Annotated in this window: 14 protein-coding genes; 10 read left to right on the forward strand and 4 right to left on the reverse strand. The window is 60.9% G+C overall.

Annotation, left to right across the window (positions count from 1 at the left end; genetic code table 11):
* Positions 1–128: 128 nt before the first annotated feature.
* Positions 129–3,884, forward strand: a complete 3,756-nt coding sequence (locus ACLB1Z_RS06650; protein ID WP_409562594.1) for an AsmA-like C-terminal region-containing protein — start codon at positions 129–131, stop codon at positions 3,882–3,884.
* 9 nt (positions 3,885–3,893) lie between these two features.
* Here ACLB1Z_RS06650 and tyrS read toward each other — a convergent pair whose 3' ends face one another.
* Complete coding sequence (tyrS, locus tag ACLB1Z_RS06655) at positions 3,894–5,150, reverse strand: tyrosine--tRNA ligase (RefSeq protein ID WP_409562595.1); 1,257 nt, start codon at positions 5,148–5,150, stop codon at positions 3,894–3,896.
* Positions 5,151–5,284: 134 nt separating this feature from the next.
* Between tyrS and ACLB1Z_RS06660 the strand changes: the two genes are divergently transcribed.
* A complete protein-coding gene (locus ACLB1Z_RS06660; protein ID WP_409562596.1) occupies positions 5,285–6,424 on the forward strand; it encodes an anhydro-N-acetylmuramic acid kinase in 1,140 nt (379 codons plus the stop codon).
* Between the two features lie 16 nt (positions 6,425–6,440).
* Here ACLB1Z_RS06660 and ACLB1Z_RS06665 read toward each other — a convergent pair whose 3' ends face one another.
* Positions 6,441–7,223, reverse strand: coding sequence for an alpha/beta hydrolase (locus tag ACLB1Z_RS06665; protein WP_013946731.1), 783 nt, complete (start codon positions 7,221–7,223; stop codon positions 6,441–6,443).
* 304 nt (positions 7,224–7,527) lie between these two features.
* Here ACLB1Z_RS06665 and ACLB1Z_RS06670 point away from each other — a divergent pair, with 304 nt between their 5' ends.
* The 8 genes from ACLB1Z_RS06670 (at position 7,528) to ACLB1Z_RS06705 (ending at position 15,505) form a co-directional block, all read left to right on the forward strand.
* Entirely contained in the window at positions 7,528–9,105 is a 1,578-nt protein-coding gene (locus ACLB1Z_RS06670) for an aminotransferase class V-fold PLP-dependent enzyme (protein ID WP_409562597.1), read from the forward strand.
* Positions 9,106–9,159: 54 nt separating this feature from the next.
* Positions 9,160–10,629 (forward strand): Fe-S cluster assembly protein SufB, encoded by a 1,470-nt coding sequence (gene sufB / locus ACLB1Z_RS06675; RefSeq protein WP_409562598.1) that lies wholly within the window; start codon positions 9,160–9,162, stop codon positions 10,627–10,629.
* Positions 10,630–10,702: 73 nt separating this feature from the next.
* On the forward strand, positions 10,703–11,458 hold the full coding sequence (gene sufC / locus ACLB1Z_RS06680; RefSeq protein ID WP_024275541.1) for a Fe-S cluster assembly ATPase SufC: 756 nt from the start codon (positions 10,703–10,705) through the stop codon (positions 11,456–11,458).
* 1 nt (position 11,459) lies between these two features.
* Complete coding sequence (gene sufD, locus ACLB1Z_RS06685; RefSeq protein WP_409562599.1) at positions 11,460–12,797, forward strand: Fe-S cluster assembly protein SufD; 1,338 nt, start codon at positions 11,460–11,462, stop codon at positions 12,795–12,797.
* Positions 12,798–12,827: 30 nt separating this feature from the next.
* Positions 12,828–14,111: a cysteine desulfurase gene (locus ACLB1Z_RS06690; protein WP_409562600.1), complete on the forward strand. Its 1,284-nt coding sequence runs from the start codon at positions 12,828–12,830 to the stop codon at positions 14,109–14,111.
* 12 nt (positions 14,112–14,123) lie between these two features.
* On the forward strand, positions 14,124–14,606 hold the full coding sequence (locus ACLB1Z_RS06695) for an SUF system Fe-S cluster assembly protein (protein WP_409562601.1): 483 nt from the start codon (positions 14,124–14,126) through the stop codon (positions 14,604–14,606).
* A 98-nt stretch (positions 14,607–14,704) separates the two neighbouring features.
* Positions 14,705–15,058, forward strand: coding sequence for a HesB/IscA family protein (locus ACLB1Z_RS06700; protein WP_041300732.1), 354 nt, complete (start codon positions 14,705–14,707; stop codon positions 15,056–15,058).
* A 33-nt stretch (positions 15,059–15,091) separates the two neighbouring features.
* Entirely contained in the window at positions 15,092–15,505 is a 414-nt protein-coding gene (locus ACLB1Z_RS06705; protein WP_409562602.1) for a TfoX/Sxy family protein, read from the forward strand.
* 152 nt (positions 15,506–15,657) lie between these two features.
* On the opposite strand, the gene ACLB1Z_RS06710 is transcribed toward ACLB1Z_RS06705, so the two are convergent.
* Both ACLB1Z_RS06710 and ACLB1Z_RS06715 read right to left on the reverse strand, forming a co-directional pair.
* Positions 15,658–17,280, reverse strand: coding sequence for a DEAD/DEAH box helicase (locus ACLB1Z_RS06710; RefSeq protein WP_409562603.1), 1,623 nt, complete (start codon positions 17,278–17,280; stop codon positions 15,658–15,660).
* Between the two features lie 301 nt (positions 17,281–17,581).
* Entirely contained in the window at positions 17,582–18,253 is a 672-nt protein-coding gene (locus tag ACLB1Z_RS06715) for an aquaporin (RefSeq protein ID WP_013946741.1), read from the reverse strand.
* Positions 18,254–18,319 lie beyond the last annotated feature (66 nt).

Below are 18,319 nucleotides of genomic sequence, written 5' to 3' on the forward strand. Positions count from 1 at the left end.
GCTGGCTTTCTGCCTGAGAGGGGGCCAGAGAGTTTAGACCTTCTATTGAAAGCATTTTCTGTTCGTTCCGAGCTACAGTACGGGTGACCGGCCCGCAACTGGCCGGTTGGGGGTTTTGAGGAGCGGAGTTGACGAGACCGGTAACCGGCGGGCGCGCTGCTGTTCGGCGCGGCGCTGACCAAAACGCGCAGCAAAACGCTTCGCAACGCCTGTCGGCCATCCCGCAGCGCGAGGTCTCGGCCTCGCCGCCGCCCATGCCGCGGAAAGACACTGCGATGGCGAAGGGCGCCAAGCATTTCTTTCGTGGGTGCCGCGTCATGTTCTATCTCGTGATGCCGCTTACGCTGCTCGCGGCGATCGCTATTGGTGTCTTGTATGTGCGCTTGCGCCATGGCCCAATCGCGTTCGATTTTGTCGTCGCTCCGATTGAGCAGGGCATCAACGCTGAACTCGTTACCAGCTCGGTGAAGATCGATGGCGCGGAGCTGCGGCTCGGGCCGACGGGAGAACTCGAATTCCGTCTGCGGGATGTCAGTGTGCTCGAAAAGGGCGGCGATGTGGTGCTGTCGTCGCCGCTCGCGGCCGTGAATATCTCGATGGGGGCGTTGATGCGGGGCCGCATCGTGCCGGCCCGCATCGAGTTGATCGATCCGATTATTGCGCTCGCCTATTCGGAGCAATCCGGGTTTGTGTTCGAGCGAGCCATTCCCAAACCGATGCCGCTGCATCCCGGAACTGACGCGGGAGTGCAGCCAGCGACGGGCGAGGCACCTGCCGCGGTCTCGGGCACAACGATTGTGCCGCAGCACGGCGCGAAGGGTACGAAAGTCAATCTCGCGAAAATGCTGACCGAGTCTTCGCGGCGGGCGCGGCAACGTCTCGATGCGACGTCCTACTTGACGGAATTCGGCATCTCGAACGCCACCGTCGTCGTCGATTACGAAGGACAACGCAGCTCCTGGCGGATCGACGAGGCCAGTGTCGATTTCGATCATGCGGCCAGGCGCAGCGTGATTTCGGGGCGCGCCACCGTCGCGTCTGCGCGCGGGCCGTGGTCGCTCTCGTTCCTGACGGACGAAAGCGAACAGACGGGCCGGCTCGAGGTCAAAGCGACCGTGCGCGGTCTGGTGCCGTCGACGCTGGCGTCTGCGGCGCCACCTCTCGCACTTCTGGGCAACTTTGAATTTCCGGTTTCGGGCGATGCGACCGTAGATCTTTCGACGGTCGGCAATATCGAAGCCGCGGACCTTTCTGTCGAAGTCGGCAAGGGCCGGGCGCGGCTGCCCTATATGGTTCAGCCGATGGACGTTACGGCCGGTATCTTCAAGCTTGCCTATGACGGCAAGCAGAAGCGCTGGGAACTGAAGCCGAGCCCGGTCAAATGGGCCGACGGCACGATCATGTTCACAGGCAACATGGCGGATGTCGCCAAGAGCGGGGAACCGCCGACATGGCAGTTCAATCTCGACGGCAAGAATGGTGTCTTTGAAGCGCCGGAGTTCAAGGTCCCCCCCGTCACCATCGACAAGTGGAACGCGACCGGTACGATCGTTCCGCGGCGCGGTTCCGTCGATCTAAGCGAATTCCAACTCGCGGGCGGCGGCGGCGAGGCGACGGTCAAAGCGAAGATGCAAGCTGGGCCACAGGGCCAGAGCATGTCGGCGGAGTTCCATGTTTCGCCGATGCCGCTCAACACGCTCAAGGCGCTATGGCCGCGGGCGGTGGCGACCGGGCCGCGCGAGTGGTTCGGCGAGAATGTGAAGTCCGTCGATTTCAAAGGCGGGACGCTGAAGTTTTCGAACGGTGACGTCGGTGGCATCGAGCCCGGCACTGTCCAGACCGCAACAGAACGGGCCAATGCGGATTTCGAGGCGGAGAACGTCGTCCTTACGACGCTGCCTGGCATCCCGCCTATCGCGGCTCCCAAGGCTTCGATCCATCTGGAAAACAATGTCCTGTCGGTTGCCGTTCCAGAAGGAACACTGACACTGCCGGACGGGAAGCAGGTACCGCTCAAAGATGGAAGCCTGACGACGGACAATATTTTGTCGCCGCGTCCGAACGGCGAGATCGCGCTCACAGCGACCGGTGATCTCGGTCCCTTCATCGAAGCGCTTGAGCAGCTTCCGATCAAAGCCGTTCGCGATGCTTCACCGTTGCCGAAAGCCGGCGAAGGCAAGGTCAATGCGCAGTTCCTGATTAAAATGCCATTCTATGACGGCGTCAGCGGCGACGACATGGCCATTACCGGAAAGGCGCGCATTACGGATGGGCGTTTCGGCAAGGTTGCCGGACGCTTCGACGTGCAGAACTTTTCGCTCGACCTCAATCTCACGGCAACGTCGCTCGATGCGAAGGGCGATCTTCTGGTCAATGGTGTTCCGGCAAAAGTCGTGGGACAGCGGCTGCTCGGTCCGGATGCCGATGACCAGCCACCGCTCAAGATCGTCGCCAAGCTTGACGAGGCAGACCGGACGCAACTCGGGCTCGACGTCAACAACATGGTGCACGGTGTCGTACCCGTCGAGGTGACGTACCAGAAGGGCGATCGGCCGGAGCCTGCAATCAAGGTGCATGCGGATCTGACCGGCGCCGAGATGACGCTCGACAAGCTTCAGTGGCGCAAGGCGCCCGGCCGGACGGCGTCGCTCGATATGGATGTCGTGAAGACGCCTGACGGCGACACGGAGCTGCAGAATTTCAAGGTGCTGAGCGACAACATCGCGGCCGACGGCAAGGTCGTGTTCGGCCCCGATAACAAAATCAAGGAATTCGAGTTTCCCGATCTCAACCTCAACGTCATTTCGAAACTCGATATCAACGGGACGCGCAGCAAGGACGACTTCTGGACGGTCAACATCAACGGCTCGAATTACGATGGCCGCAATTTCTTCAAATCGCTCTTCAGCGTCGGGGACGGACCGGATCGCACGGCAAAGACTGCTTCGGGCGGCTCGCATGCTTCGATCACGCTGACCAACGTGATCGGCAGTTCGGATGTATCGCTGCGCAATCTCAAGCTGGAAGCCGAAATGCGGAACGGCAACCTGTCGAGCCTGGACGCCAGGGGAACGCTCGATGGCGGGGGCAATTTCGTTGCGACACTTGATAAAAGCACGGGCTCGCGACATCTGATCGTGACGTCGAGCGATGCCGGGCAGGTGATGAAGCTCGTCAACTTCTATCCGAACATGCAGGGCGGGCGCATGCGTCTCGACGTGGCGCTTGACGGTTCGGGACCGGCGGAAAAGACCGGCCTTCTCGTTGTCGATAATTTCAGGATTTTGGGCGATCCCGTCATTACGGAACTCGCAAGCAGCGCCGACAGCGGCCGCCCTGCCATCGGCAGCAATGATCACGTTGTTCGCGAAGTGTTCGATTTCAATAGAATGCGCGCGCCGTTTTCTGTCGGCTACGGACAATTCGTGTTGCAGGAAGCCTATCTGAAAGGGCCGCTGCTCGGCGCGACGCTGCGCGGCAAGGTCGATTTCCGGACGAAGCGGGTTAGCATCGGCGGCACGTATATTCCGCTGCAAGGCATCAACGGTGCGCTCGGCGACATTCCGGTGATCGGACAGATCCTGTCAGGCACGCAGGGTGAAGGTGTTCTTGGCATGACCTTCGCGGTGCAAGGGCAAACGAATGCCCCGCAAGTCATCGTCAACCCATTCTCGCTGGTTGCGCCGGGCATCTTCCGCGACATCTTCCAGATGACGTCGATGGACCCGACCATCCAGGTTCGCGATGCCGCCAAGCGGCAGGTTCCGGTCGTGTCACCCAGCCCATCTTCCGAGACGAAGAAATCAAAGTCGAAGGCCAAGAAAAAAGCGCCGAAGGCCGAGGCGCAGGTCGATGGCTGGTCATCGACGACGACCAGCCACTAGACCAGTCCTTTAGACCGGTCGCAGCAAAATGTGTTTCTTCTTGCCGAGCGACAGCTTGATAAAGCCTGATGCACTCGCATCGGCTGGGGTGAGGCTGGCTTTGTCGCTTGTGACGGCTACATCGTTGACCTTCAGGCCGCCGCCGTGAATCTGCCGGCGCGCTTCGCTGTTCGACGAAACGAGCCCGGCTTTCACGAACGCCACCAGAATGCCGATGCCGGCATCGAGTTCGCTTCGCGGGATTTCGATGGTCGGCAGATCGGACGCGAGCGTGCCCTGCTCAAAGGTCTTGCGCGCGGTCTCAGCGGCAGCTTCGGCTTTGTCGCGACCGTGCAACAGCGCGGTGGCTTCGGTCGCCAGCACCTTCTTTGCTTCGTTGATCTCGGAGCCCGACAGTTTTTCGAGCCTGGCAATTTCATCGAGCGGCAGGAACGTGAAGAGCTTCAGGAAGCGGGCAACGTCGGCGTCCTCGGTGTTGCGCCAGAACTGCCAGTAGTCGTAAGCGGAAAGCTGCGCCTCGTTGAGCCAGATGGCGCCCGCAGCGGTCTTGCCCATTTTGGCGCCCGACGCCGTCGTCAGCAGCGGGCAGGTCAGCGCATAAAGTTGATCCTTCACGCCCATGCGGCGGCCAAGGTCGATGCCGGTGACGATGTTGCCCCACTGATCCGAACCGCCCATTTGCAGATTGCAGCCATAGCGACGGTTCAGCTCGACGAAGTCATAGGCCTGAAGCAGCATGTAGTTGAACTCGATGAACGACAGCTCCTGTTCGCGTTCGAGGCGGAGTTTGGCCGAGTCCATCGTCAGCATGCGGTTGACTGAGAAGTGACGGCCGACATCGCGCAGGAAGTCGATGTAGTTGAGTGGTGCGAGCCATTCGGCGTTGTCGACCATCATGGCGTCGGAGCCCTGATCGCCGAACTTCAGGAACTTCTCGAAAACCTGCTTGATGCCGTTCTTGTTGGTTTCGATCTCATCGATGGTGCGCATCTGGCGCGTTTCGTCCTTGCCGGATGGATCGCCGACGCGGGTCGTGCCGCCACCCATCAGGGCGATGGGCTTGCCGCCGAGCTTTTGCAACCAGGTCAGCATCATGATCGAGATCAGCGAGCCGACATGGAGAGACGGCGCCGTGCAATCGTATCCGACGTAAGCGACAATACGGCCATCGGCCGAGAGCTTGTCCAGGCCCTCGATATCGGAGCACTGGTGGAAAAATCCGCGCTCGGTCATAGTCTTAAGAAATTCGGAATTCGGTGTCGTCATTGCAATTCAGGCTTTCACTTCAGTCGTCGCGGGCTATGTTTTGAGCTGTGCCGCTTTTTAGTATGCGGCGTGGCCGCTTTCTATTTGCGGCTGCGCCACTTGATGATTTGCGGCCGGCGCCGCGGGGCGGCACCATGCACGGGAAGGTCGCGATGAGCAAGTTGATGAGAGCGGTGGGGCTGATGAGCGGAACATCGCTCGACGGCATCGATGTGGCGTTGATCGATACGGATGGGGAAGATCACGTAATCCGCGGTCCGGCGATGACGTTTCCCTATGACGATGACATGCGCCGCGTGCTGGTCAACGCCATAGCGGATGCGCGGGATCTGCATGTCCGCGATGCGCGACCGTATTCTTTGGCGGATGCGGAACGGGCGCTGACCGAAGCCCACGGCATTGCGGTCGCGCAGTTTTTTCAAGAGGCAGGCATCGAACGCTCTTCGGTCGACGTGATCGGCTTTCATGGCCAGACGGTGCTGCACAGGCCGGAGATTGGCCTGACGGTGCAACTCGGGCTTGGCGATCTGCTGGCGAACTTTACGCGCTGTCCGGTCGTCTATGATTTGCGTGCGGCCGATGTCGATGCGGGCGGAGAGGGTGCGCCGCTCGTTCCGGCCTATCACCGGGCGTTGACGGCAAAGCTGCCGCAGCGGCCAGTCGCGATCGTCAATATCGGGGGCGTCGCGAACCTGACGTGGATCGGGCGCGACGGCTCTCTGCTGGCTTTCGATACTGGACCCGGCAATGCGTTGATCAATGACTGGATGTTGCGCAAGACCGGCGCCTATCTCGATTCCGGCGGCGTTACTGCGGGGCAGGGGCAGGTCGACGAAGATGCGATCATTTCCTTGCTGAGCGACGGGTATTTCGCCGAGACGCCGCCGAAGTCGCTCGATCGCAATGCCTTTGCGCTCGATGCCGTCCAGCACTTGAGCATCGAAGACGGAGCAGCGACGTTGACGGCTTTCACTGCGCGCTCGATTGCGAAGGCGCGGGAGCACATGCCGAGCGAACCGGAGTTGTGGGTCGTTGCAGGCGGTGGCCGGCGCAACAAGACCATTATGGGGATGCTGGCGGAGCAGGTGCATCATGCCGTCGTTCCGGCGGAAGCAATCGGCCTTGATGGCGATAGCCTCGAAGCGGAGGCGTGGGCCTATCTGGCTGTTCGTTCGACGCTCGGACTGCCGATCACGTTTCCGGGCACGACGGGCGTTCCAGAACCAATGAGCGGCGGGCTCAGGGCTGATCCCACCGCTCACGTCATTCACTAGGCTACATAAGACGGCGTTATTCGTCGTCGCTTTCTTCGTCGCCGCCTGCGCCGGCAGCGGGTGCGCTCTGGGATTCGAGCCGTTCAAGTTCGCGCTGGCGCTGACGTTCGCGCTCACGCTCACGCTCGCGTTCCTTGTTGCGCTCGCGATCGAGTTCGAACTGAACCATGCGCTCGTCGAGATAGCTGCCGACGATGTTGCCGAGTTCTTCCGTCTTGTTCTCAAAGAAGTGGTTGGCGCCGGGCACGACCTCGTGCGTGATCTTGATGCCCTTCTGCACTTTCACCTTCGCTGCCATTTCGGCGACCGAAGCGGTCGGGACGACGCGGTCCATATCGCCGTTGATAATGAGGCCCGACGAGGGGCACGGCGCGAGGAACGAGAAGTCATACAGGTTCGACGGCGGCGCGACGCAGATGAAGCCGTCGACTTCCGGGCGGCGCATCAGCAGCTGCATCGCGATCCAGGTGCCGAACGACACGCCGGCGATCCAGCAGGTCTTGGCGTCGGGCTTGACGAGCTGCAGCCAGTCGAGCGCGGAGGCTGCGTCGGCGAGTTCGCCGGGGCCGCCGTCCCAAACGCCCTGGCTGCGGCCGACGCCGCGGAAGTTGAAGCGAAGCACGGAAAAGCCCCGCGCTGCGAACGTGTGGTAGAGATTGTAGACCACCTGGTTGTTCATGGTGCCCCCGAACTGTGGGTGGGGGTGCAGGATGAGCGCGATCGGGCTATCCGCGTTGCTCTCGTGGTGGTAGCGGGCCTCAAGGCGTCCGCCTGGGCCATTTATTATGAGTTCGGGCATTCGTTACTCGGTCTCGCTCGTGTGAAATTGGGCTGCATTCGGAGGCTGGATGCCGCCGCCAGGATGACCTGCGGCGTTTTGGCGTTCAAATCCTTGTGGCTCGAATTCTCAATCCTTGACTCCAGCGCTCAGGATTTCCATAACCTTAGAACCGTTCGAAATGTAGGGGCTGGCGTTCAAAAACGCAGGGCCCTTCCGATAGGGCGGGTCTCTTAGCACAGTCCGGGGTGCCGGATGCAAGCTAAGGATGCGTGGTGAAGGATTCCGCCGCCGCTTGGGGCGACGATAGTCCGGGGATTGATACGTGGAATTAACGACCAAAGGCCGTTATGCGGTCATGGCCATGGCTGACCTTGCCGGGCATGCCGATGAAGGTGCTACAGCGCTGTCGGTCGTGGCTGAGCGCCAGAGCCTGCCGCTTTCCTATCTTGAACAGCTTTTTGTGCCGTTGCGCCGCGCTGGGCTAGTTGAGAGCGCCCGCGGGCGCTCTGGCGGCTATCGCCTCGCCAAGCCTGCAAATGAGATTTCCGTCGCCGATGTGATGGACGCGGTCGAGGAAGACACGCGTTTCACCCGCTGCTCGCATAACGATCCGCGCTGCTCGGTTGCGACGCCGTGCGTGACGCATGGGCTGTGGAGTGCGCTGAGCGACGCGACGGGGAAGTTTTTGAGTTCGGTCAAACTTGCTGACGTCGTAGCAGGCGGCCGAATGTCAGCGCGTCCGGTTGCCAGCCGCGGATTGGCGTTTGCACGCGCGGACGGTCCGCGAACCTATCTCGACTACAACGCGACGGCGCCGCTGCTGCCGGAGGCTAAGGCCGCTATGATCGAGGCGCTCGATGTTGCAGGCAATCCGTCGTCGGTGCACGCGGAAGGCCGTCGTGCACGCGCTGTCATCGAAGCGGCGCGCGAGAGCGTAGCGCGTTTGGTCGGCGCGAAGTCGTCCGAGATCGTGTTTACGAGCGGTGCGAGCGAAGCCAACACCTGGGCGCTGTCACAGCCCTGGGCGACGATTTTGACGAGCGGCATCGAGCACGATTCGGTGCTTGCGCCTGCGCGGGCTTCAAACGCCGAGCTTGTGATGCTGCCGATCGGCACGGATGGCAGGCTCAAAGTCGAGGAGATCGCTGCGCTGCTCGCGTCGCGCAGTTTCGCTGGCCCGGCAGTCATTGCCGTTCAGATGGCCAACAACGAAACCGGCGTGGTCCAGCCGATCGCCGAGATTGCCGAACTCGCCCGGGCACACGGTATCAAAATGCACATCGACGCGGTGCAGGCTGCGGGCCGGATTCCGATTGATTTTACCGCACTCGATGTCGATACGCTGGCGATTTCCGCACACAAATTTGGTGGCCCGAAAGGGGTTGGCGCACTCGTCAATCGTGACCATGTGGACCTTGTGCCTGTTATCAGGGGCGGCGGGCAGGAACGTCGCCGTCGCGCTGGGACGGAGAACGTTGCAGCGATTGCAGGCTTCGGGGCTGCTGCCGAAGTTGCGCTTCGCAGTCTGGCTTCGATCGATGTGGTCGGCGGGTTGCGAGACAAGCTCGAAGCCGAATTGAAGCGGGTTAGCCCGAATGTGGTCATCGTCGGTGAAGGTGCACTGCGTCTCGCCAATACGACAGCGGTGGCGCTTCCCGGAAAGCTCGCGGAAACGCTCGTTATTCGGCTCGATCTTGCAGGCATTGCGGTAAGTGCGGGGTCGGCGTGCTCATCGGGCAAAGTCGGCGCGAGCCATGTTCTGGAGGCGATGGGATTGGGGCCGGACATCGCGGCAGGCACGATCCGCGTCAGCCTCGGCCCGACGACGACTGAAGATGATATCGCGGCGTTTCTAGCCGCCTGGAAGGCAATCGCGGGCACACCGGCGCTCGCTGCGTAAAGATCAGATTTCAAGTGCCGTCGCGAGGCGGTGCGTAAATAGAGAGACGAAGAAATGGCTGCTGTTCAGGAGACGATCGATCAAGTTCGCAAGATCGATGTCGACCAGTACAAGTATGGTTTCGAGACGCTGATCGATAGCATCACGGCGCCGAAAGGGCTCGATGAATCGACGGTGCGCTTCATCTCAGCCAAGAAGGGCGAGCCGGAGTGGCTGTTGAACTGGAGGCTCGAAGCGTTCACGCGATGGAAGGCGATGACGGAGCCGACGTGGGCGAAGGTCCATTATCCGAAGATCGACTTTCAGGACCTCTATTATTATTCCGCGCCGAAATCGACAGAGGGCCCGAAGAGCCTTGCCGAGGTCGATCCGGAATTGCTGGAGACTTACAAGAAGCTCGGCATTCCGCTGAAAGAGCAGGAAGTGCTGGCTGGCGTGCAGGGTTCGCGCGTTGCGGTCGACGCCGTGTTCGACAGCGTGTCGGTCGTCACGACGTTCAAGGATGAACTGAAGAAAGCTGGCGTGGTCTTCTGCTCGATCTCGGAAGCGGTGCGCGAGCATCCCGAGTTGGTGAAGAAGTATCTGGGCTCGGTCGTGCCGCAGTCGGACAATTTCTATGCAGCGCTCAACTCGGCGGTGTTCTCCGATGGCTCGTTCGTCTATGTGCCGCCGGGCGTTCGCTGCCCGATGGAGCTTTCGACGTACTTCCGCATCAATGCGAAGCAGACGGGTCAGTTCGAGCGCACGCTGATCATCGCCGACAAGGGCGCTTACGTCTCTTATCTGGAAGGCTGCACGGCGCCGATGCGTGATGAGCATCAGCTGCACGCAGCGGTCGTCGAACTGGTCGCGCTCGATGAAGCCGAGATAAAGTATTCGACGGTCCAGAACTGGTATCCGGGCGACGCGCAGGGCAAGGGCGGCGTCTATAACTTCGTGACGAAGCGCGGCGATTGCCGCGGTCATCACTCGAAGATCTCGTGGACGCAGGTCGAGACGGGTTCCGCGATTACGTGGAAGTACCCGAGCTGCATTCTGCGCGGTGACTATTCGCGCGGCGAGTTCTATTCGATCGCGGTGTCGAACGGCTATCAGCAGGTCGATAGCGGCACGAAGATGATCCACCTCGGCAAGAACTCGTCGAGCCGGATCATTTCGAAGGGCATTGCGGCGGGGTTCTCGCAGAACACGTATCGCGGTCTTGTCTCGGCGCATCGGAAAGCAACGAACGTGCGCAACTTCACGAACTGCGACTCGCTGCTGATCGGCGACAAGTGCGGTGCACATACGGTGCCTTACATCGAGGCCAAGAATTCGAGCGCGCACTTCGAACACGAAGCGACGACGTCGAAGATCTCGGACGACATGCTGTTCTATTGCCGCCAGCGCGGGCTTTCGTCGGAAGAAGCGGTGGCGCTCGTCGTCAACGGCTTCGTGCGTGACGTGCTGCAGCAGTTGCCGATGGAGTTCATGGCCGAAAGCCAGAAACTGATCGGCATCTCGCTGGAAGGTTCGGTTGGCTGATCGTTGCCGTGGGTCACCGCCCGCGCAGCTGTGATGAAATCAGAATTCAAGTTTTGTGGAAACGGTTATTGAAATGCTTGAAATCAAAAACCTGCACGTGAAGCTCGCGGATGAAGATCGCGAGATTCTCAAAGGCCTGTCGCTCACCGTGCCGAAGGGCGAAGTGCACGCGATCATGGGGCCGAACGGATCGGGCAAGTCGACGCTTGCCTATGTTCTTGCTGGCCGCGACGGCTACGAGGTCACCGACGGCGACATTCTCTGGAACGGCGAGTCGATCATCGACATGGAACCCGATGAGCGAGCTGCGAAGGGCGTCTTCCTCGCGTTCCAGTATCCGATGGAAATTCCTGGCGTCGCCGGGTTGACGTTCCTGCGCACGGCGCTCAATTCCGTTCGGAAGAAGCGCGGTGAAGCGGAACTCACGACGCCTGCGTTCCTGAAGCTCGTAAAGGAAAAGGGCGCGAAGCTCAACATCGACGTCGATATGTTGAAGCGCCCTGTCAACGTGGGCTTCTCAGGCGGCGAGAAGAAGCGCTCGGAAATCCTGCAGATGGCGCTGTTGGAGCCGACGCTGTGCGTGCTCGATGAAACCGATTCCGGTCTCGATATCGATGCGCTGCGCATCGTCTCTGAGGGCGTCAACGCGCTGCGCGACAAGGACCGCGCGTTCGTCGTCATTACGCACTATCAGCGGCTGTTGAACTATATCGTGCCGGATAAGGTGCACGTCCTTGCCGATGGCCGCATCCAGAAGACGGGCGGTAAAGAGCTGGCGCTTGAACTCGAGAAGTCCGGCTACGCGGAATACACGCACAAGGCGGCTTAATATGAACGTTGCAGTGATGAAGACGAAGGCCGAACAGGCCATTTCGGAAAGTTTCGAGGCTGCGGCCGGAAAGCTGCCGGGAACCGATGTCGTGCGTGAGCGGCGCGCGCAAGCGATAGGGGCTTTCAGTGGCCTTGGCCTGCCTCATCGGCGCATCGAGGAATGGAAATACACCGATCTTCGCGCCAACGTGAAAGACATCTTTCCCGCTGCGCCCGACGACGCAACGCCGTTGACGATCGCGGAATTGATCGTGGCGCTCGGGCCGTTGGCCCACGTCGATGCGCATCGGATCGTTTTCGTGAATGGTCACCATCGAGCAGGGCTTAGCGATTTTGCCGACGCGGCGGGCATCGAGGTTGCGGCGCTTGGCGAGTTGTTGGCAACGGCGACGGAAGACGTGAGTGCGGCTCTCGTTTCCACTCCGGAGGGCGGCGATGCGATTGAAACGCTCAATACGGCCTTCATGACCGACGGCGCCGTCGTGCGCGTGACGGAAGGCGCGTCAGTCGCAAAGCCACTGATGATCGTTTTCGTTCGAGCAGGTGCCGAGGCTTCCTCAGTTGCCGTGCGCAATTTCGTGACGGTTGAAGCCGGTGCGTCGGCGAGCGTGATCGAAGCGCACGTCGTTCTGCCGGGCGCGACGCAGGACGTGCAGCTCAATGCGCTGACGGATGTTGTCCTTGGCAAAGGCGCGACGCTGCATCATGCAAAGGTCGCGGTCGACGAAGGTAAGGCTCTGCATCTGTCGAATTGCGATGTGACGCTCGACGCTGATGCAACCTATCGCAGCTTTCAGTTTTCGGCTGGGCTCGGCCTGGCGCGCAACGGCCTCAACGTCATTTTCGAAGGTGAGGGCAGCAAGATCGATCTTTCCGGCGCCTATCTCGCGCGGCGGGCGGAGCATATCGATACGACGCTTGTCGTCGATCATGCGGTGCCGCGCTGCGAGAGCCGCGAACTATTCAAAGGCGTGCTGGAAGATCACGGCCGTGGCGTGTTCCAAGGCAAGATCATTGTTCGCCCTGATGCGCAGAAGACTGACGGTAAGCAGATGTCGCAAGCGCTGATGCTGTCGGAAGATGCCGAATTCGATTCGAAGCCTGAGCTCGAGATTTACGCCGACGACGTCGTCTGCGGCCACGGCACGACGGCGGCGGAACTCGATCCCGATCTTCTCTTTTATTGCCGTTCGCGCGGCATTCCGGAGAAAGAGGCGCGGGCGCTGATGATCGAATCCTTTATTGGTGAAGCTATCGAGAAGGTTGAAAACGAGCAGCTTCGAGGCGCGCTAGCGGCTTACGCTACGCAGTGGCTCGGGCGCTCGGCGGGCCGATAGTTTAGGGCCGAAAGTCTGGGCGGATAACATATGGGACATGAAACCAGCATTGCCGCTTCCCGAAGCGCCGCGTCGCAGGCGGGGCTCACCGGCGCGCCTTACGATGTCGAGCGCATTCGGGCGGATTTTCCGATCCTGTTTCGGGAAGTGAACGACAAGCCTCTCGTCTATCTCGACAATGGAGCGTCGGCGCAGAAGCCGCTGTCCGTCATCGAGGCGATGGATCATGCCTATCGCTACGAATATGCCAACGTGCACCGCGGGCTGCATTTCCTCTCGAATACGGCGACCGACAAATACGAAGCCGCGCGTGAGACGGTGCGCCGGTTTCTCAACGCCGAGCATGCGGACGAGATTATCTTTACGCGCAATGCGACGAGCGCGATCAATCTCGTGTCGCGGTCATTCGGTGAGCCCAGAATCGGGCAGGGCGACGAGATCGTCATCACGATCATGGAGCATCACGCCAACATCGTGCCGTGGCACTTCCTGCGCGCGCGCAACGGTGCTGTGCTGAAATGGGCGCCGATGACGGATCGCGGCGAGCTGATAATCGACAAGCTCGAGGCGCTTATTAACCCGCGCACGAAGCTTGTTGCCGTGACGCATATGTCGAACGTGCTCGGCACGATCAATCCGGTGAAGGAGATCATTCGTATCGCGCACGCCAAGGGCGTGCCGGTGCTGATCGACGGCAGCCAGGCGGCTGTGCACATGGGTGTCGACGTGCGCGATCTCGATGCGGATTTCTACGTCTTCACGGGGCACAAGACCTATGGCCCGTCGGGGATCGGCGTCCTGTATGGAAAGCGCCAGTTGTTGCAGTCCATGCCGCCGTACGAAGGTGGCGGCGACATGATCGAAAGTGTAACGCTCGATAACGTCACATATAACGAACCGCCGCACCGGTTCGAGGCCGGCACGCCGATGATCGTCGAAGCGATTGGGCTGGCGGCAGCGCTGAATTACATGATGCAGATCGGGCGCGAGAAAATCGCGCGCTACGAAGCCGAGCTTGGCGCTTACGCTGCTGAGCGGCTGGCGGAGCTGCCGTGGCTCAAACTTTACGGCACGGCGCCGGGCAAAGGCGCGATCTTCTCGTTCACGATGGATGGGCTGCACCCGCACGACGTGTCGACCATCATCGACCGTTCGGGTGTGGCAATCCGGGCGGGGCATCACTGCGCGCAGCCCTTGATGGAGCGCCTGGGAGTGACTGCAACTTGCCGCGCGTCCTTCGCGTTGTACAACACAAAAGCCGAGGCTGATGCGCTGGTTACCGCGCTCACCAAGGCGCATGATCTTTTCGCGTAAAGGAGCTTCCGAATGGATGGGAAGCAAATCGAAGACCGCGAGGCGTTGAAGACGGCGGTCGAGGCGCTCGACGCGCCGCCGACGTCGCCGCCGGACGGTGGCGTTGCGCCGGATCCGGTAGCTGGTGTCGTATCGGCGGATGGGGCCCCCAAGGGTGGCGGCAATGCATCGGCACTGCCGCCGGAAGAGATCGAGCGGCTGACGAACGACATCGTCGCCGCGCTCAAGACGGTTTACGATCCGGAAATTCCGGCTGACATTTACGAGCTGGGCTTGATCTACAAGGTCGAGGTCGATGACGACCGCAACGTCGTGGTCAACATGACGTTGACGGCGCCGGGCTGTCCGGTCGCAGGCGAAATGCCGATCTGGGTTGAAAACGCCGTGAATGCCGTGCCGGGCGTCGCTGGAACCAGGGTCAATATCGTGTTCGATCCGCCCTGGGATCAAAGCCGGATGTCGGACGAAGCGCGGCTTGCGGTTGGAATGTTCTGACGTGGGTATCGTTTTGGACGGCGAATACCCATATACTTGCAGTGAAGCAACGACCCACGGAGGCCAGCGTGCCCTCGCTTAGAATGATGCCAAAAGTCATGACCTTGACCGACACCGCCGCGGCGCGCGTTTCTGCTCTGCTCGCGCAGAAGCCGGGCGTCAAGGCGTTGAAGATCGGGATCAAGAAGGGCGGCTGCGCGGGCATGGAATACACCATGACCTGGGCTGAAGAGATCGGGAAGTTCGACGAGGTTATCGAAGACAAAGGCGCGGTCGTGCTCATCGATCCGGCAGCGATCATGTATCTGATCGGCACGGAGATGGACTACAAGACCGACAAGCTGTCGTCGCAGTTCGTCTTCAACAATCCGAACCAGAAGAGCGCTTGTGGTTGCGGCGAGAGCGTCAACCTCGAACCAGCTACGCCGGAAGGGTTTGCACCGGTCGGCTGACGCAAACCGCGGGCACGTGTTTGGGACCCTTGCATGTCCTCCGCGAATGATGATCTGCTTCAAATCCTGAAAGATGCTCTGGAACGCGAAGGTTTCGTACGCGGTGGGCACATGTTCGGGGGCGTCGGTGTTTATTTCGACGGCACGTTCTTCGCCATCATCACTGGCGGCACGATCTATTTGAAGACCTCTGAAGGAATGCGAGCGCGGTTCGAGGCGGAGCGCTCGCAGCCGTTCTCCTATCAGACCAAAAGTGGGCGAACGCAGCTTACGTCTTATTGGCGGCTGCCGGAGCGCCTGCTCGACGACGTCGATGAATTGAGGGATTGGGCGCATGCATCCATTGATGCCGCGCATCAGTTTGCTGCTAGCAAACCGCGGAAGCCGACAACCGCAAAGCCCAAAGCAGCGCGAAAGACAAAATCGGCCGCCCGATCATCCCGTTGAACGTCATCCTCGGCACAAAGCCGAGGATTGTTTTTCTGCTGAGGATCTGGCCGGTAGATCCTAGGGACGAGACCGAGCATGACTGGCGAGGAAGCAAGCCAGTGGCTGGTCCCCTCGCTCTGTGGCCCTCTCAAAGGGAGAGGTAAGACCAATCAGCCGCGGCCCGGGACCTTTATTGGGCGGGCGGGCTTGCGCATGAACGCCGGCATGTTTTCAGCGAAGCCGAGGCGCTCGCCACCCTTCTGCGGAGGCGGAGCCTTGCTCCGCGGCTGCTCTTGCGCCGCTTGCCGCTTCTCGGGCGCACGCTCGGCGCGACGCGGCGCTTTCGGCTCATCTGTCCAGGCATCGACCGTCGGCTGCTCGTTGCGATGAGCTGAGCGCTGAGGATGTTCGCGGCGCGGCTGCGCATGCTGACGGCTTGGCGACGGCGGTTGCTCTCCGCGCCCATGAGCACGCGGGGCTTCGCTGTCGCGCGACGGTGCATGGCTTCTCGACTGCTTGTCCGCCGCTGGCTTCTGCTCGCGGCGGCCGTGCTCAGAACCACGGTGCGGCTTGGTCGATTTCTCGCGGCCGCCTGAGGCTTGGCCGCGTCCACCGCGACCGCGGCGGCGCTTTCCGGCTCCGGCGATGTCTTCCTCCGATGGAGGTTCGCCAAGCCAGACGGCCGTTTCACCTGTGATCTTTTCGATGTCTTTCACGAACTTCAAATCATCCGGACTGACGAGGGAAATGGAATGTCCTTCGTGTCCGGCGCGGCCGGTGCGGCCGATGCGATGCACGTAGTCATCGGCTGCCCACGGCAGATCGAAGTTGAAGACATGCGAGACCTCCGGAATATCGAGACCGCGCGCCGCAACGTCGGACGCTGCCAGCAGCATGATCTCGCCGTTGCGGAACTTGTCGAGCGTCTCCATGCGGCTCGTCTGGTCCATGTCGCCATGAAGTGCGCCAGCGTTGAAGCCGTGCTTGGTCAGCGATTTATGGAGCACCGCGACATCGCGCTTGCGGTTGCAGAAGATGATCGCGTTCTTGACGTTACCGTCGCGGATCATATCGCGCAGGACTTCGCGTTTGGCCCAGTCTTCGCCGTTCTGGCAATAGACGAACCGCTGCGTGATCGTCTTTGCCGTTGTTGCCGGCTTGGCGACTTCGATGCGTTCGGGATTGTTCAGGAACTGATTGACGAGGCGCGTGATCTCGGGCGGCATCGTCGCCGAGAAGAAGAGCGTCTGGCGGCGCGGCGGCAGCAGCTTGCAGATCTTCTCGATGTCGGGAATGAAGCCCATGTCGAGCATGCGATCGGCTTCGTCGATGACGAGAATTTCGACGCCCATCAGCATGACGCGGCCGCGGCCGAAATGGTCGAGCAACCGGCCGGGTGTGGCGATGAGAACGTCAACGCCGCGGTCGAGCTTCTTCACCTGGTCGTCCATCGAGACGCCGCCGATCAGCAGTGCGAGCGACAGCTTGTGATTGACGCCGTATTTCTCGAAGCTCTGCGCGACCTGAGCGGCGAGCTCTCGTGTCGGCGCGAGGATCAATGAGCGGGGCATTCGCGCGCGTGCGCGGCCCGTTTCGAGGCGAGTGATCATCGGTAGGGTGAAGGAGGCGGTCTTGCCGGTGCCCGTCTGAGCAATGCCGAGAACGTCTCGGCCGGTAACTGCGACGGGAATAGCAGCGGCTTGAATCGGGGTTGGCGCGACGTAACCCGCAGCCGCGATGGCGGCTTGAACCTTGGGCGAGAGCCCCAGGTCAGCGAACGTCTTGGTTTCCAAAAGCAGGTATCTCCATCTGCACAGGATCTGGCTGTCCGGCGCGAGGGCGTCAGACGGTCTTTGAAGAGAGCGCAGGGGGGACGGGTGCCGAAAGGACCTAAGCCGAAATAGGAGTGCGGATCAAAAAAGCATTAAAAAATGCGCAAATCGATCCCCTGCGCTCCGGCACGATCGCGTGCTCGCATACATCTCGGAAAATCGCAAGGAAAACCCACTAGTTTTGAGCCCGTAAGCCGCGGGCTTGTGTCACAGGCGGCTCTAGGGCCGCCAAAAGCGGCCTTAGAAACCCTAAACTCCAAGTTTAGTCTTCAAGCAGCCAACGGCCGAACAGGCCGCCGATGATGCCGCCGAGGATCGGCGCGACGAAAAACACCCAGACCTGCGACAGCGGCTCGCCACCGGCATAGATCGCCGGGCCGAAGCTGCGGGCCGGGTTAACCGAGGTGTTGGAAATCGGGATCGACATGATGTGGATTGCAGTCAGGGCGAGGCCGATAGCGATGGGCGCCATCATTGAGGGGTGGTTCGCCCGCGTGACGCCCATGATGACCACAAGGAAAAATGCAGTCAGGACCGTTTCCAGGATGAAAACTTCACCCAGGGTCGCTTTCAGCATCGAGAGGTCGCCGTAGCCGTTGGCGGCGAACGTGGGGCTCGTATGGCCGACGAGGGAGAAGATTCCACAGGCGGCACAAGCGCCGACAAGCTGGGCGATGATGTAGAGAATGGCGGGACCGAACTCGAAGCGGCCGCCGGCAACCAAGCCTAGAGTGACAGCGGGATTATAGTGCCCACCGGAGACGTGGCCGATCGCGAAGGCCGTCACCATGACGGTAATGCCGATACAAAACGCGACGCCAAGTATGCCCGCCGCGCCGGACGGTGCTCCAAACGAATAGAACGCCGATCCAAGAATGGACGACATCAGCATAAATGTGCCGAATGTCTCGGCAGCCAAGGCTCTTATATTCATAATATTTCCCCCCCCGGCGCCGTATTCTGAGGTCGCTCAGATTCTGCCGCCGTACGTTGGCATGAT

It is taken from the genome of Hyphomicrobium sp. MC8b (assembly GCF_905067615.1).
In the GTDB taxonomy this organism is placed as follows: Bacteria; Pseudomonadota; Alphaproteobacteria; order Rhizobiales; family Hyphomicrobiaceae; genus Hyphomicrobium_B.